Origin of the sequence: Mesorhizobium sp. M0174, from assembly GCF_040322275.1 — a bacterium.
Classification (GTDB): Bacteria; Pseudomonadota; Alphaproteobacteria; order Rhizobiales; family Rhizobiaceae; genus Mesorhizobium.
Genome location: NZ_JAMYTB010000002.1, coordinates 338,036 through 353,197 on the forward strand (window position 1 = coordinate 338,036; position 15,162 = coordinate 353,197).

15 protein-coding genes are annotated in these 15,162 nt (G+C 62.6%); 5 read left to right on the forward strand and 10 right to left on the reverse strand.

Annotation, left to right across the window (positions count from 1 at the left end):
• Positions 1-11: 11 nt before the first annotated feature.
• The 3 genes from NKJ13_RS05125 to NKJ13_RS05135 form a co-directional block, all read right to left on the reverse strand.
• Positions 12-491, reverse strand: coding sequence for a DUF2938 domain-containing protein (locus NKJ13_RS05125; RefSeq protein ID WP_352777203.1), 480 nt, complete (start codon positions 489-491; stop codon positions 12-14).
• A gap of 147 nt (positions 492-638) precedes the next feature.
• The gene (locus NKJ13_RS05130; protein WP_352688974.1) at positions 639-1,139 is read right to left on the reverse strand and encodes a peroxiredoxin; all 501 of its coding nucleotides are present in this window, start codon (positions 1,137-1,139) and stop codon (positions 639-641) included.
• Between the two features lie 81 nt (positions 1,140-1,220).
• On the reverse strand, positions 1,221-2,027 hold the full coding sequence (locus NKJ13_RS05135) for a protein-disulfide reductase DsbD domain-containing protein (protein ID WP_352777204.1): 807 nt from the start codon (positions 2,025-2,027) through the stop codon (positions 1,221-1,223).
• A 147-nt stretch (positions 2,028-2,174) separates the two neighbouring features.
• Here NKJ13_RS05135 and NKJ13_RS05140 point away from each other — a divergent pair, with 147 nt between their 5' ends.
• Positions 2,175-2,783, forward strand: coding sequence for a YqgE/AlgH family protein (locus tag NKJ13_RS05140; RefSeq protein WP_352777207.1), 609 nt, complete (start codon positions 2,175-2,177; stop codon positions 2,781-2,783).
• On the opposite strand, the gene NKJ13_RS05145 is transcribed toward NKJ13_RS05140, so the two are convergent.
• The 4 genes from NKJ13_RS05145 to thrC are packed head-to-tail and all read right to left on the reverse strand — an operon-like array spanning position 2,774 to position 8,982.
• Positions 2,774-5,662 (reverse strand): EAL domain-containing protein, encoded by a 2,889-nt coding sequence (locus NKJ13_RS05145; protein ID WP_302895658.1) that lies wholly within the window; start codon positions 5,660-5,662, stop codon positions 2,774-2,776. The genes NKJ13_RS05140 and NKJ13_RS05145 overlap by 10 nt on opposite strands.
• A gap of 3 nt (positions 5,663-5,665) precedes the next feature.
• Positions 5,666-6,262, reverse strand: coding sequence for a GNAT family N-acetyltransferase (locus tag NKJ13_RS05150; protein WP_254818464.1), 597 nt, complete (start codon positions 6,260-6,262; stop codon positions 5,666-5,668).
• A 15-nt stretch (positions 6,263-6,277) separates the two neighbouring features.
• The gene (locus NKJ13_RS05155) at positions 6,278-7,570 is read right to left on the reverse strand and encodes a M16 family metallopeptidase (protein ID WP_292657506.1); all 1,293 of its coding nucleotides are present in this window, start codon (positions 7,568-7,570) and stop codon (positions 6,278-6,280) included.
• 14 nt (positions 7,571-7,584) lie between these two features.
• Positions 7,585-8,982 (reverse strand): threonine synthase, encoded by a 1,398-nt coding sequence (thrC, locus tag NKJ13_RS05160; RefSeq protein ID WP_352777209.1) that lies wholly within the window; start codon positions 8,980-8,982, stop codon positions 7,585-7,587.
• Positions 8,983-9,110: 128 nt separating this feature from the next.
• Here thrC and NKJ13_RS05165 point away from each other — a divergent pair, with 128 nt between their 5' ends.
• Positions 9,111-9,809 carry a hypothetical protein gene (locus NKJ13_RS05165; protein WP_352777211.1) on the forward strand — a complete coding sequence of 233 codons (699 nt, stop codon included), beginning with the start codon at positions 9,111-9,113 and terminating at the stop codon, positions 9,807-9,809.
• 38 nt (positions 9,810-9,847) lie between these two features.
• Here NKJ13_RS05165 and NKJ13_RS05170 read toward each other — a convergent pair whose 3' ends face one another.
• A complete protein-coding gene (locus NKJ13_RS05170) occupies positions 9,848-10,537 on the reverse strand; it encodes an HAD family hydrolase (protein ID WP_352737050.1) in 690 nt (229 codons plus the stop codon).
• Between the two features lie 181 nt (positions 10,538-10,718).
• Between NKJ13_RS05170 and NKJ13_RS05175 the strand changes: the two genes are divergently transcribed.
• Complete coding sequence (locus tag NKJ13_RS05175) at positions 10,719-11,852, forward strand: site-specific DNA-methyltransferase (RefSeq protein WP_352777213.1); 1,134 nt, start codon at positions 10,719-10,721, stop codon at positions 11,850-11,852.
• Between the two features lie 62 nt (positions 11,853-11,914).
• On the opposite strand, the gene NKJ13_RS05180 is transcribed toward NKJ13_RS05175, so the two are convergent.
• Both NKJ13_RS05180 and mutY read right to left on the reverse strand, forming a co-directional pair.
• The gene (locus NKJ13_RS05180; protein ID WP_254818470.1) at positions 11,915-12,526 is read right to left on the reverse strand and encodes an HAD family hydrolase; all 612 of its coding nucleotides are present in this window, start codon (positions 12,524-12,526) and stop codon (positions 11,915-11,917) included.
• Between the two features lie 11 nt (positions 12,527-12,537).
• The gene (gene mutY / locus NKJ13_RS05185) at positions 12,538-13,650 is read right to left on the reverse strand and encodes an A/G-specific adenine glycosylase (protein ID WP_352505204.1); all 1,113 of its coding nucleotides are present in this window, start codon (positions 13,648-13,650) and stop codon (positions 12,538-12,540) included.
• Between the two features lie 49 nt (positions 13,651-13,699).
• Between mutY and NKJ13_RS05190 the strand changes: the two genes are divergently transcribed.
• Together NKJ13_RS05190 and NKJ13_RS05195 are read left to right on the forward strand one after the other, a co-directional pair.
• On the forward strand, positions 13,700-14,200 hold the full coding sequence (locus tag NKJ13_RS05190; RefSeq protein WP_352777216.1) for a DUF721 domain-containing protein: 501 nt from the start codon (positions 13,700-13,702) through the stop codon (positions 14,198-14,200).
• A gap of 129 nt (positions 14,201-14,329) precedes the next feature.
• The gene (locus NKJ13_RS05195) at positions 14,330-15,058 is read left to right on the forward strand and encodes a DsbA family protein (protein ID WP_254818473.1); all 729 of its coding nucleotides are present in this window, start codon (positions 14,330-14,332) and stop codon (positions 15,056-15,058) included.
• Positions 15,059-15,162 lie beyond the last annotated feature (104 nt).

Consider the following 15,162-nt stretch of genomic DNA (forward strand, 5'->3'; position numbering starts at 1 on the left):
GAACTGGCGTGTCAGCGGATCAGAAGGGCGGTGCCGAACAGTCCGATGGCAAACACCGTATGCGACACAAGATTGAGGGCGCGGACCTGCATCGGATTGGGCCGCTTCGAAGCGGTCCAGCCGGCGCCCATGCCGGGCGCCAGCAGAAACCACCCGGCGCCGACGGTGACGATGCCGAGGATAAAGGCCGGCAGGAAGGTCGGCGCGGTGAGCCAGGCCGTCCCGGCCAGCACGACCAGTATGATGCCGTAGACGATACCGACAGCATAATGAAAGGCCCAGCCAAGTACTGATTCATGTGGATAGGGCGAGGCCTCGCCAATGTCATCATGGAAGACCTTGCCCTCCCTGAGATGCCAGACCCAGCGGCCGACCAGCCCCCAGTTCGGGCGCGGTTGGGCAAAGGCCTTGTTCAGGAAAATCGCCCAGACATCCATAAGCGCGGTTGCGCCGATGCCGATCGCGACGCTGCGCCACAAGATGTCAGACATAATCGAGGTCCCCAAAAGCAAGCAGTCCCGAAGGGCCGACACATGGCCCCGAAAACCGGGTCGGCTTTCGGAAGGATCATGCGCCGATGAAAAAGTCAGCGTCCTTTGGACGTTGAGCGCTCGAAGGCGCCCTTTGCCGTGCCTGGCCTAGGCTGTCGCCAGGACGGAAAGCTGTCCGAGAATGTGAGCCGCACCGGATTCGTCGACGCCGGGCTTTGTCTCGACATTGAGTGCGGTGACCTTGCCGTCCTCGACGATCATCGAAAAACGCTTCGAGCGCAGCCCCATGCCGCCGCTCGAGAGGTCGGCGTCAAGGCCGACCGATTTGGCGAAATCGCCATTGCCATCGGCAAGATAAAGGATTTTGCCTTCACCGCCGCTGAAGCGGGCCCAAGCTCCCATGACGTGAACATCGTTGACCGAGACAACGGCGATAGTGTCGACGCCGCGCGCCAGGATGGCGTCGTAATTGTCCAGGTAGCCGGGCAGATGATTGTTGCTGCAGGTCGGCGTGAAAGCGCCTGGAACGCCAAACAGCACGACCGTCTTTCCTGAGAATATCTCGCCCGTCGTGATCGGCTTTGCACCGTCGGCGGTCATTGTCTTGAAGGTCGCATCGGGCAGTTTGTCGCCAACGGAGATCGTCATGATGGTCCTCGTTTGGAATGGAAGGGAGTTTCCTTGCGATAGCGAATTAAGGCGCGCCCGGCAACCGTCCAGACGTTGGCATCACGGGAATGGCAACAGGCCTTCGACCGCGCCTGCGGCACTTGTCAGTGTGTAGTGCAGGCCGCCATCGGTTGGCGTTGTCGACGGCCTGTCGAGGATCGGCACAGTAAAGATCAGCTTGCCATCCTTTTCGCTGCGTGCCGGGACACCGAACATGTATTCGCGTTCGCCGGCAACGAAGAAGTCGGCGCCCTCGGGGCTGCCCGGAAAGCTCGCTTCGACAATCAGTGTTTCGTGGTCGCCCGGCAGTACGTTTATGCCGAAATCGGGCGTTGCCGTGGCGGGCAGGGTGGCAAGGCCTGCCTTGACCAGTGCCGCATCCTCGGCGTTGTCCGGATCGGCGCCGGGATCGACAGTCAGCCTTGTCTGCACCGGGATGCAGATGGTTTCGCAGATGCCGAGGAAAATGTCAGCATCGATGACCGCCGGCTGGCCGGGCGCGGCAAGCGTGAACGTCACCGGCAACGAAACCGGGTGGTCGTAGCCGGCCCATTTGCCATAGCCGTCGTCATGGCGCTGCGGCGGCGGAAATAAAAGCGTCGCGTCGGCAATGTTGGTGCTGGCCGAGACGTCGATCTGTGGCGGCACGCCCGCATCGCCCGGATCGCGCCAATAGGTTTTCCAGCCGGGCTTAAGCGCAATGTCGAGGACGCCCTGGAGGCGTCCGGCCTCGTCGGCTTTGCCGCTCGTCACCAGCCTCACCCTGCCGCCTTCGCTGTTGTACCAGGCCGACGAGGAGGCTGAGGCCGGGAGGCCGGTCGCCGATCCAATGGCCACACCAAGCAGCAGGATTTTCAAGCTTTGCATGACGGTGATTTGATCGTCCGTTGATGGCCGCACAATGATTTCATGACGCGGCCGGCATCATATTTGCGTGACCTTCGATTTACGAGCCTGATCAAATCGAGCGCCGCCCATCTTTTCGAGGCTTCGGAAACGCGTTACGCTGTGGCCATGGATTTGTTGCGCCATAAAAGGACGGCCGCAGGACCCGGCTTTCTCGACGACCAGTTCCTGATCGCCATGCCCGGCATGAAGGACGACCGCTTCACGCGCTCTGTCATCTACATTTGCGCGCACAGCGACGAAGGCGCGATGGGGCTGATCATCAACCAGACGCAGCAGATGCTGTTTCCGGACCTGCTCGTGCAACTTGGCATCATGAATGAGATGGAGGCGATCCGTCTGCCGGCGCCGGCGCGCGACTTCGTCGTGCGCAATGGCGGACCGGTGGATCGCAGCCGCGGCTTCGTCCTGCATTCGGGCGACTACCGGGTGGAATCCTCGCTCGCCGTGTCCGATGACGTCTGCCTGACCGCGACCGTCGACATTTTGCGCGCCATCTCCTCCGGCCGCGGACCCCGGCGGGCGCTGATGGCTCTCGGCTATGCCGGCTGGGGTGCGGGCCAGCTTGAAAACGAGATCGCCGAGAATGGATGGCTGACTTGCCCGGCAAGTGCCGAGCTTCTGTTCGACGCCGACATCGACCGCAAATACGACCGGATCCTTGCCTCGATCGGCATCGATCTCGCGCATCTCAGCCTGGCTGCAGGTCACGCCTGAGTGAGCGGATACTGTTCCTTCAGCGTCTTCAGCACCTGGTCGCCGGGCATCGGCGCGCCGAACATGAAGCTTTGCACGTATTCGCAGCCCATCTGCCGCAGCTCCAGCGCATCGCTTTCGTCCGAAATGCCTTCGGCAACGACCGACAGGCCGAGCTCATGCGCCATGTTGACCATCGATTTGAGCAGCACCGCGCGTTTCGGCGTCGCGTCGTCGACGAAGCTCTTGTCGATCTTGATGGTGTCGAACGGAAAGCGCGTCAGATAGGCCAGCGATGAGTAGCCGGTGCCGAAATCATCCAGCGACAGGCCGATCCCAAGCTGCTTCAGCTTGGTCAGCACATGGGCGGTCTGCTCGGGATTGTCCATCACCAGCGATTCGGTGAGTTCGAGCCGGAAGCAGCGCGGTTTCAGGTTGGCTCGCGCGATCACCGAGCGGACGTCGCTGACCAGGTCGCGGCGGATGAGCTGACGGCTGGACAGATTGACCGAGACCGACAGCGGCGCATCGCCGATCTGCTTTTGCCATCCGGCCAGGTCTTCGGCAGCCTGCTGCATGGCGAACAGCCCAAGCTGCACGATCAGGCCGCAGTTTTCGGCAACCGGAATGAAATCCGCCGGCGGGATCATGCCGCGCCGCGGATGGTCCCAGCGCAGCAACGCTTCGAAGCCGGCAACGCTGCCGTCCTCGAGCCGCACGATCGGCTGATAGGCAAGCGTGAATTCACGTCGCTCGATGGCGCGGCGCAGGTCGGACTCGAACTGCAGCCGGTCGGTGCCGACCGTGCGGAAGGCGGGCCGGAACGGCTCGATCCTGTCGCCGCCGAAGCGCTTGGCCTGATGCATGGCAAGCTCGGCATCCTTGACCATGTCCTCGGCCGAGGTCTGCGTGGACGTCCAGGTGATCAGCCCGATCGAGGCGGTCAGCACGATCTCGCGCTTGGCGAAGGTGATCGGGTTGTTGATGGCGTGCTTGATGGCATCGGCGATGGCCGCGATGCGAGCCGGATCCTGCTCCGACAAAAGCATCAGCGCGAACTGGTCGCCGGCAAAGCGCGACAGCGAATCCTTCGGCTTGAGCAGCCGGTGCAGCCGCCGCGCTATGGTCAAAAGGATGGTATCGCCGGCCGAGATGCCGAGCCCGTCATTGACCTGCTTGAAGCGATCGATGTCGATGACGAACACGGTCGGGCGCACCTTCTCTTCGGTGCGGGCGATCGAAATGATCGCCTCCAGTCGGTTCATGAACAGCTCGCGGTTGGGCAAGCCGGTCAGATTGTCGTGCACGGCGTCGTGCAGCAGCCGTTCCTCGGACTTCTTCTGCTCCGTCACGTCGACCATGGTGCCGACGCAGCGGATGACCTCGCCGTCCGAGCCGATCACCGGCCGGGCGCGCAGCGCAAACCAGTGATAGTGCCCGTCGGCGCCGCGCAGACGGAAGTTTTGCGACACCCGGCCACGCCGGTGCTCGAGCACCACGTCGAGCGTCGTGCGAAACGTGTCGCGGTCGTCGGCATGCAGCACCGGCAGCCAGTTGCGGGCGGGACCGCCGAGACTGTTGGGAGCAAGGCCGAGCTGAATGCTGACGTCGGGACGAGTGACGACCCGGTCGCGCAGCACGTCCCAGTCCCACACAGTATCGCCCGATCCGGCAACCGCCAGCGCCTGCCGCTCGAGATCGGAGAACAGGCCCTGATGCAGGGCGCCGCCAGCAAAAGCGTGCTGCATCACCGTGAAGCCGATCAGCAGGATGATGAGGATCAGCCCGCCGCCCAGCGCCGGCTGGGCGATATCGTTGTCCAGCATGCCGGTGATCGCCATCCACGATCCGCATAGCCACAGCAGAACCATCACCCAACTGGGCACGAGCATAATGGCGCGGTCGTAACCGCGGATACCGAGGAAGATGATCAGGCCGAGCCCGGTCAGTGCGGTGGCGGCGAAGGACAGCCTGGCAATGCCGGCGGCAACCGCCGGATCGATGATGGCGACGCCGGCGATCAGCACCAGCCCGAGAATCCAGACCAGCGCGCCGTAGCTGAAATGGCCGTGCCACCGGTTGAGGTTGAGATAGGCAAACAGGAACACAACGAAGGTCGCCGCAAGCGCCACCTCCGTTCCGGCGCGCCACATCTGCTCGTTCCCCGGGGATATTTCTATGATCTTGTTAAGAAAGCCGAAATCGACGCAGATATAGGCAAGCACCGCCCAGGCAAGGGCCGCCGTCGCCGGGAACATCGAGGTCCCCTTGACGACGAAAAGAATGGTCAGGAACAGCGCCAGCAGGCCGGCGATGCCGATGACGATGCCACGAAACAGCGTGTAGGAATTGACCGAGTCCTTGTAGGATTCAGGATCCCACAGATAGACCTGCGGCAGCTTGGGCGAGGCGAGCTCGGCGATGAAGGTGATCACCGTTCCGGGGTTCAACGTCACCCGGAACACGTCGGCGTCGGGGCTGGTCTGGCGGTCGAGCGCAAAGCCTTCGCTGGGCGTGATCGCAGCGATACGGGTCGAGCCGAGATCCGGCCAAAACAGGCCGGAATTCACCAGCCGGAAATGCGGTGCGACAATCAGCCTGTCGAGCTGCTGGTCGGTGGTATTGGCGAGCGCGAACACCGCCCAGTCGCCGGTCGAGCGCGCGTCATTGGCCTCGACCTCGATGCGCCGCACGATGCCGTCCGGGCCGGGTGCCGTCGAGACCTGGAAATTCTCGCCCTGGTTGCGGTAGATTGCGACGGCACCCGAAAGGTCGAGCGCCACGTCGTCGCGGGCAATCTTGATCGGTTCGACCGCAAACGCCGACGATGCTGCGCAGAGCGTGACGATTGCCGCCAGCATAAAGGCAAGCAGCGACCCGTTGCGCAGAAAATTCGTCAAAAATCAGTCCTTTGTTCCAACGCCCGGCGGATCGTCCGCGATTCGGGCGTATAGGTAATGGTCCTGCCAGATGCCGTTGATCCTGAGATACGATCGTAGCAGTCCTTCGCGCCGGAATCCGGCTTTTTCAAGCACGCGGATCGACCGGGCATTATCGGGGATACAGGCAGCTTCGATCCGGTGCAACCGCAGCGTTTCGAAGGCGAAACGCGTCACCACCTTGACGGCATCGGTCATCAGGCCGCGTCCGCTGAACCGCTCGCCGATCCAATAGCCGATATGGCCGCTTTGGGCGACCCCGTGGCGGATATTGCCGAGGGTGATACCGCCGGCCAGCTTGCCGCTGCTTTTCTCGAAGATGAAGAAGGCGATCGCCGTCCCCTGCGCGTAGTCCTCGCGGTAGCGGCCGATACGGTGCCGCCACGCCGTGCGGTCGAGCTCGTCAGGCGTCCATCGCGGCTCCCACGGCTCGAGGAAGGCGCGGCTTTCACTGCGCAGCACCGACCACTCGCGATAGTCGTTGGTCAGCGGCACGCGCAGCGTGACCAGCTCGCCCTTCAGTGCCGGCAGGTCGCGGCGAAAGAAAGGGAGCGCGAACACGATGCTCGAATGGGCTTAGACGGCAAGCTTACGGGCAGTGGTCTGCGTGCCCGAAAGCGAATCGAGGATCGCCTCATAGGGCGCGAGCGTACCCACCGGCCCGACAGCTGTAAGCGTCGGCTTGGTCGAAAAAAGCCGGGACGACAGATCCGTCAGCCGCTCGACAGTCAACGCCGACAGGCGCTCCATCAGCTCTTCCTTGGCGATCGGCCTGCCGAACAGAAGCAACTGCCTGGCGATCTGCGAGGCGCGGCTGGCCGGGCTCTCGGCCGACATGATCAGCCCGGCGCGGTACTGGGCACGCGCCCGGTCAAGCTCCTCCTGCAGGATGTTTTCGCCGGCCTTTTGCAGCTCGTCGATGATCACAGGCACCAGCTCGGCAATATCGCTTTGTCCGGTCGCGGCATGGACCCCGAAGACGCCGGTGTCGGAAAAACCCCAATGGAAGGCATAGACCGAATAGCACAGGCCGCGTTTTTCGCGGACTTCCTGGAAAAGTCGCGACGACATGCCGCCGCCGAGGATCATCGACAGGACCTGGGAGGCATAGAAATCGCGGACGTGATAGGCGCGGCCCTCGAAACCCAGCACGATCTGGGCGTCCATCAGGTCGCGGTCCTCGCGAAAATCGCCGCCGACATACTGCGCATATTGCGGGATGGTGCCGTCGGCCTTGCCGCGGAAGCTGCCGAGACGCTTTTCCACCTCCCGCACGAAATCGTCGTGCTTGATATCGCCGGCCGCCACCATCACCATGTTCTCGGCGCCGTACTGTCGTTCGATGAAGTCGTGCAACTGCTTCGAAGTGAAGGATTTGACGGTTTCCGGCGTGCCGAGAATCGAGCGGCCGATAGTCTGGTGGCGAAAGGCGGTCTCGGTAAAGTGATCGAAAACGACGTCGTCGGGCGTATCGTGCGCGGCGCCGATCTCCTGCAAAATCACATGCTGCTCTCGTTCCAACTCCTGCGGATCGAATTCGGATTCCTGCAGGATGTCGGAAAGAATATCGACCGCCAGCGGCACGTCGTCGCTCAGAACCCTTGCATAATAGGAGGTCGTCTCGACGCTGGTGGCGGCATTGATCTCACCGCCGACGTCCTCGATCTCCGAGGCAATCTCGAAGGCGCTTCGCCGCCTGGTGCCCTTGAAAGCCATGTGCTCGAGCAAGTGCGCCATTCCGTGCTCTTCGTCACGCTCGTTGCGTGCGCCCGACTTGACCCAGGCGCCAAGGGCAACAGATTCGAGGCTTGGAAGGGTTTCGGTGGCGACTGTCAGGCCGTTCGACAGACGGCTTACCTCAACACCCATATGGCAATTACTCCCTAACGCGCCGCCCGCGTGTGGCGGCCGAGATAATCTTCCACCATTTTCAGGTCGGATGGAAGTACCGTGTATTTTTCCTCGGCGCTCATCAACCCGCCTAGCCATGCAGGCAGGGCAGGCGACACGCCGCTGGCGGCTTCGACGGCGGCGGGAAACTTTGCCGGGTGCGCAGTGCCCAGCACCACCATCGGCACCTCACCCGCAGCCTTGCCGGCGGCCACATGCACGGCCGCGGCCGTATGCGGGTCGAGCAGATAGCCGCTCGCCGCTAGTGTGGTGCGGATACTGGCGGCGACCTCGTCCATGGTGGCGCGGCCGGCGTCGAATTCGGAGCGGATCTTGGCGATTTCGCCAGCCTCGATGGTGAAGGCGCCGGACTGCTTGAGCCCGTTCATGTAGCGCCGCACGGTCGAGGCATCGCGGCCGGACGCTTCGAACAGCAAGCGTTCGAAGTTCGAAGACACCTGGATGTCCATCGAGGGCGACGTGGTCGAAAAAACCCCCTTCATGCGGTATTCGCCTGTCGCCAGCGTGCGCGCCAGAATATCGTTGTCGTTGGTGGCGATGATCAGCCGTTCGATCGGCAGCCCCATCTTCTTGGCGGCATAGCCGGCAAAGATGTCGCCGAAATTGCCGGTCGGCACGGTGAAGGAAACCGGTCTGTCGGGCGCGCCGAGCGACAGCGCGGAGGAGAAATAATAGACGATCTGGGCCATGATGCGGGCCCAGTTGATCGAATTGACGCCCGACAGCGATACCCGGTCGCGAAAACCGTGGTCGTTGAACATGTCCTTCACCAGGCCCTGGCAGTCATCGAAATTACCTTCGATCGCCAACGCATGGACGTTTGCGGCGGTCGAGGTCGTCATCTGCCGCTGCTGTACCGGCGAGACGCGGCCATGCGGGAAAAGCACGAAGATGTCGGTGCGGTTGCGCCCGGCAAAGGCATCGATGGCGGCCCCTCCGGTGTCGCCGGAGGTGGCGCCGACAATGGTGGCGCGCTGGTCGCGCTCGGCCAGCACATGGTCCATCAGCCGTGCGAGAAGCTGCATCGCCACGTCCTTGAACGCGAGCGTCGGGCCATGGAAGAGCTCGAGCACGAAGCTGTTCGGCCCGGTCTGCACCAGCGGGCAGACGGCCTCATGGCGGAAGCTCGCATAGGCTTCGCGCACCAGCCGTTCAAACACCGGCGCCGCGATCTCGCCGCCGAGGAACGGCGACAGCACACGGATAGCAAGATCGGGATAGGCAAGGCCGCGCATGGCGCGGATCTCGGCTGCGGAAAAATGCGGCCAGGCGCTCGGCAGGTAGAGCCCGCCGTCGCGCGCCAGTCCGGCCAGCACCGCGTCGGAAAATCCCAGCGCGGGCGCTTCCCCGCGGGTACTCACATATTGCATCGTTACGTTTCCATTGCTGCCGGGAATTTTGGCCCGCCGCGAGGTGGTGGATTTCTGCGCTGGCTCAGTCGCATTTTTGCCGCGCGGTTGATATACGTCACCGGCTTTGCGAGAGGGAAGTGCAGTTCATGGCGTTTCATTCATTCAACGGTCGTTTTGTCGCGGGTCTGGCGCTCGCCGGCTTTATGCTTGCCGCCGCAGGCTGCCAATCGAGCGACAATGGTATTCTCGGCTTCGGCAAGAAGGACACGACACCCCCACCGCCACCCGATCCCAAGGTGCTTTCCAGCCAGCTGCAGGCCTATTGCCCGAAAGTGACGTTGCGTGACGGCACCGCCTTCTTCAATACCTACGCCAAGAGCGGTCCGAAGCCGAAGAAAAAAACCGATGTCGCCGCCGAGGAAGCCGCCCAGCCGGCAGCGGGCGCGGCAGGCGTCGATCAGCCGGACGATTCCGCCAAGATCATCTATCAGGCTTCGATCACCGATGTGACCCGCGACTGCAGCCGTGCCAACGGCTCCTTGTCGATGAAGATAGCCGTCGCCGGCAAAGTCGTGCCTGGCCCGATGTTCACCCCCGGCACCATCACCATGCCGATCCGCATCGCGGTGATGCACGGCACCGAAGTTCTCTATTCGCAGCTTCACTCCTATCAGGTCCAGGTTACCGATCCTTCGAGTGCCACACAGTTCGTCTTCACCGATTCCAACGTCGTCGTTCCGGAGCCGACGGCGAAGGACTACCAGGCATATGCCGGGTATGACGAGGGCGCTCCGAAAGTAGCGACAGACAAGCCGAGGAAAAAGAAAGCCGCCGCGACCAACTAAGCCGGTGCATTCGCGCCACGGCGGCTGGAGGCGGCCTCTCACGCGTCCGCCGACCATTCCGACAGCGCGGCGATCACGCTTTTCAGTTCTGCCCAGCGGCGGATGACCGTTTCCGCGCCGGCCTCGGTCAGCGCATCGGCGTGGCCGGGATAGCTGTGCGCCGCGCCGGTAAAGCCGATGACGCGCATTCCCGCCGTCTTGGCGCCGGTGACGCCATGCACCGAATCCTCGATGACAAAGGTGTTCGCCGGATCGGCCTTGAGCTTTTCCGCGGCGAACCGAAACACGTCCGGCGCCGGCTTGGTTTTCCCGGTCGGGGTTTCCAGCGAGGAAAAGATCCGGCCGGCAAAGAACGGCAAAAGCTGCACCTTCTCCAGCATGAATTCGATCCGCTCAGAACGCGAATTCGAACAGACGCAGCGCGGCACTGCTACCGCGGCGACAGCTTCGTGCGCTCCGTCGATGGCACGCACGTCGCTGCGCAGCCGCCGATCGACAAGCTGTTCCTCCTTGTCGATCAAGGAGGCCTGGAACGGGATCCGGGACTTTTCCTCGACCCGCATCATGATGTCCTTGAAAATCAGCCCGGCATAGACCTCGGAAATCTCCTCGGCCGATATCTCGTAGCCGGCCGAGGTCAAAAGCTCGGCATCGATACGCGCGGCGATGATTTCGGAATCGACGAGCACGCCGTCGCAATCGAAGATGACAAGATCTGGCTGGGGCATGGTGATCCGGGAAGCGGGATGAGGGGAATGCCGAGAGGGCCTTTGGTCAAAACGGCTCAGGCGGCGCGGCATACACCAACAGGCCGGGCTTCGCAAATTCGGCGTGCTGCTTCACTGAATATTTACGCTGATCGGTAACCATAACGGACAGTAAACAGTAACGCGTGCCTTGGGTGTCACAATGTCTGCCGTGCGTTTTCTCGACGACCTTTCCGATGCTCCCCAGCAATCCGAGTGGCTGGATACGATCCTGAAAGGCGACTGCCTCGCCGCGCTCGAACGGCTGCCGGAAAAGTCGATCGACGTGATCTTTGCCGATCCGCCTTACAATCTGCAGCTCGATGGCGATCTGCACCGGCCCGACCAATCCAAGGTCGATGCCGTCGACGACCATTGGGACCAGTTCGACAGTTTTGAGGCCTACGACGCCTTCACTCGCGCCTGGCTGCTGGCGGCGCGCCGCGTGTTGAAGCCCAACGGCACGATCTGGGTCATCGGCTCCTACCACAATATTTTCAGGGTCGGCGCCAAGATGCAGGACCTGGGCTTCTGGATCCTCAACGACGTCGTCTGGCGCAAGACCAATCCAATGCCCAATTTCCGTGGCCGCCGTTTCCAGAACGCGCATGAGACGATGATCTGGGCATCGCGCGACCAAAAGGGCAAGGGTTACACATTCAACTACGAGGCGCTGAAGGCGTCGAATGACGACATTCAGATGCGTTCCGACTGGCTATTTCCGATCTGCACCGGCGGCGAGCGCCTGAAGAACGACAATGGTGACAAATTACATCCGACGCAGAAGCCGGAAGCGTTGCTTGCCCGCGTCATGACGGCATCGACCAGGCCAGGCGACATCGTGCTCGACCCCTTCTTCGGTTCAGGTACCACCGGGGCTGTGGCCAAGCGGCTTGGCCGCCACTTCGTCGGCATCGAGCGTGAGCAGGCCTATATCGATGCCGCCATGGAACGTATCGATGCGGTCCGGCCGCTGGAAGGCGCCAATTTGACGGTGCTGACCGGCAAGCGGGCTGAGCCGCGCGTCGCATTCGTCACGCTTCTCGACAATGGCTTGGTGGCGCCCGGCGCCACGCTCTACGACGCCAAGAAGCGCTGGGCGGCAAAAGTGCGTGCCGATGGCACGCTGGCGATCGGCGACAGTGCCGGGTCGATCCACAAGATCGGCGCTCACGTCCAGGGGCTGGACGCCTGCAACGGATGGACCTTCTGGCATTATGAGCGCAGCGGCGGTCTGACACCGATCGACGAGCTTCGCCGCATTGCGCGGCTGGGCATGGAGCGGGCAGGGGCCTGAGGCTCCGAGTTGCGATAGATCGGTTATGCCAAGGCTCACCCAACCTCTGGAAGCGATTCAAATCACACTTTGATCCCAAGGCGCTCAAGGTCCGCCCTGAGCGTCTTTGCGTCGGTGAACAGCACAGCCTGCCAACCGGCCGCCTTGGCGCCGTCGACATTCTTCTGGCTGTCGTCGATGAACAGCGTGGCTGCCGGATCGAGGCCGAACGCGGCGACGTGGTGATCGTAGATGGCGCGATCCGGCTTGATCTGGCGGATGTCGCCCGACACGGTCACGCCGCGCGGCCTATTGAGGAAATCGAACCGCTCACGGGCCTCGGCAAGCGTATCGGCCGCGAAATTGGTCAGCATCGTCACGTCGTGGCCGCTCTCGATCAGCCCGATCATGATCGCGACGCTGTCCTCATAGGCATGAGGCACCATCTCGTGCCAGTGCCGGCGGAAATTGCGGATGTTTTCGGCATGGTCGGGATATTGAGCGATTGCCAGCGCTTCGGCCTCTTCCCAGCTGCGGCCGCGGTCCTGCTCGATGTTCCAGTCGTGCGTGCAGACATTTTCGAAGAACCATTTCCGTTCGTCGGGATCGGGGATCAAGCGGCTGAAGGGCAGGTTCGGATCATAGTGGATCAGCACTTTGCCGATGTCGAAAACGATGTGGCGGATTTCGGACATTCTTCTCTCTTTCAATGCGGCCGCTGCTTTTTCGTCGCGCCCGGTATCGCCGCTTCGATTACCTTTTTCATGACGCTCGGCAGCGCCTCCCCGGAAATTTCATGGGCCAGCGACCAGAAATGCCCGGCCGGGCCGACGCTGTCGGTCTCCGCCTTGAACACGTCGAGTTCAAGCGCAAAATGGGTAAAGATATGGCCGATGCGTCCGGCCTGCCGCCAGTCGCCGGGGAACGGGGCTGCCGCCACCGTGGTGGCGCCATCGATCCGCGCGGTCCAGCCGGTCGTCGGCACTTCGGTCATGCCGCCCAGCAGGCCTTTATTCGCGCGCTTGCGCAAAAGGATGGCGCCGTCGCTCCTGACGGCGACGAAGGCGGCGCCGCGGCGCAAGGGTTTCTCGGCCTTGGGCAGGCGGACCGGAAAGCGCTCGGGATCGCCCGAGATTGTGGCGCTGCAATCCTGCCTGACCGGGCAGAGCATGCAGCGGGGCCGGCGCGGCGTGCAGATCGTCGCGCCCAGGTCCATCATCGCCTGCGCGAAGTCGCCGGGCCTTGTCGGGGGAACCATGCGTTCGACCTGGCCGCGTATCTCGCCCTTGGCGTCGCCCAGAGGCGTGGCGATCGAATACAGCCGTGAGACGACCCGTTCGACATTGCCGTCGACGACCGCGGCTGGTCGGTCGAAGGCGATCGCCGCGATCGCCGCCGCCGTGTAGGCGCCGATGCCGGGCAGTTCCCTCAAGCCGGACTCGCTGTCCGGAAAGCGGCCGCCTTGCCGCGCGACGAGATCGGCGCAGGCTTTGAGGTTACGGGCGCGGGAATAATAGCCGAGCCCGGCCCAGGCCTTCATGACGTCTTCGGTCGGTGCCGCCGCCAGTGCCTCGACAGTTGGCCATTTCTGCACGAAAGCCCGGAAATAGGATTTTACCGCCTCGACCGTGGTTTGCTGCAGCATCACCTCGGAAAGCCAGACCAGATAGGGATCTGGCTGGGCGCCGCCTGCCACCGCACGCGGCGGAACGCGCCACGGCAGCTCGCGGTGATGCGCGTCGTACCAGCCAAGCAGCCGGAACGCGATCTCGCCATTGTCTCCGGATACGGCCTTGCGGGTCTGGTCGTGCAGTGCCATTGATCGAGGGTCGGCCCTAATCCACTGATGCTGAAGCTGGAGAACGCACATGGCAGGGAAAAGGCCCTTCGGCAATCCCGTTCCGGTGAGCGATCTCGCAACCGAGATCCTCGACCCGGTGCTGCGCAAGCGGGCCGGCATGTCGATCGGGCTGGTCCAGTCGTGGGAAGAGATTGCCGGACCGCGGCTTGCCGGCCGCTCGCGCCCGGAAAAGATCCAGTGGCCGCGCCGCATGCACGAGGACGATCCGTTCGAGCCGGCCGTGCTGGTAATTGCCTGCGAGGGTGTGGCGGCACTGCATCTGCAGCACGAGACCGGCGAGATCATCAACCGGGTCAATGCGTTTCTCGGTTTCAATGCGATCGGCCGGATCAGGATCGTGCAGAAGCCGGTAATGGCGGGCAAGGAAAGGCCGGCACCCAGTTTGCGGCCGCTGACCGTGGCGGAGAAGGCGAAGCTGTCGGGCTCTGTCGGTTTGATCGAGGACGACGGGCTGCGCGCCTCGTTGGAGCGCCTTGGCGCCACCATTCTTGGTCAAAAGAAGCCGTGATCTCGCGCTATCGTGATGGTATGCCCGGATTTGGCGATTGGAATAGGGGCGGTAATGCCTTAATTCGCGCCAACTCTCGCTTTTTGTAGCCTTTGCATTGCAAAATCCAACTATTGCCAGGTGACTCGTATGCTTCGTTCCTTGTCCCGCAGACACCTTTTGACTTCACTGGCCGCAATACCAGCGGCAGCCCTGCTTGCCGCCTGCAGCGACTCGGGCGAGAAAGCCGAGGCGCAGGATGTGAAACCTGCGGCTCCGGCGGAACCTGCGAAGCCGGCCGCCCCGGCCGCCGCCAAAGCGCCTGAAGCTCAGGGCACGGTGGATATGGCAGCCTTGTTGAAGCCCGGCGCGCTGCCCGACATGCAGCTCGGCAAGGACGATGCAAAGGTCACCATCGTCGAATATGCATCGATGACCTGCCCGCATTGCGCGCATTTCGCCGAGACCACGTTTCCGGAGCTGAAGACGAAATATATCGACACCGGCAAGGCCCGTTACATCCTGCGCGAGTTTCCGTTCGATCCCAGTGCCGAGGCCGGTTTCATGCTGGCGCGCTGCTCCAAGGACAACTATTTCCCGATGGTCGACGTGCTGTTCAGGCAGCAGGCGAACTGGGTTGGTGTGAACAATACCAAGGACGCACTGCTGCAAATCGCCAAGCTTGCCGGTTTTACACAGGAGTCCTTCGAGGCCTGCTTGACGGACCAGAAACTTCTGGACGATGTGAGATCCGTCCAGAAGCGCGGCGCCGACGAATTCAAGGTCGATTCCACACCGACCTTTTTCATCAACGGAAAGACCTACAAAGGGGCGATGTCGATTGCGGAAATGTCGGCCATCATCGACCCTCTGCTCTGACGTTTCGGCAGTGCCGAAGCGGCGTCGCTTCGGCGTGCGCACTTCTTTGGCTTGCCGCGGGTTCTCCTTGCAAAACCCCGGAACAGTGTTGCGAAACTTGGCTA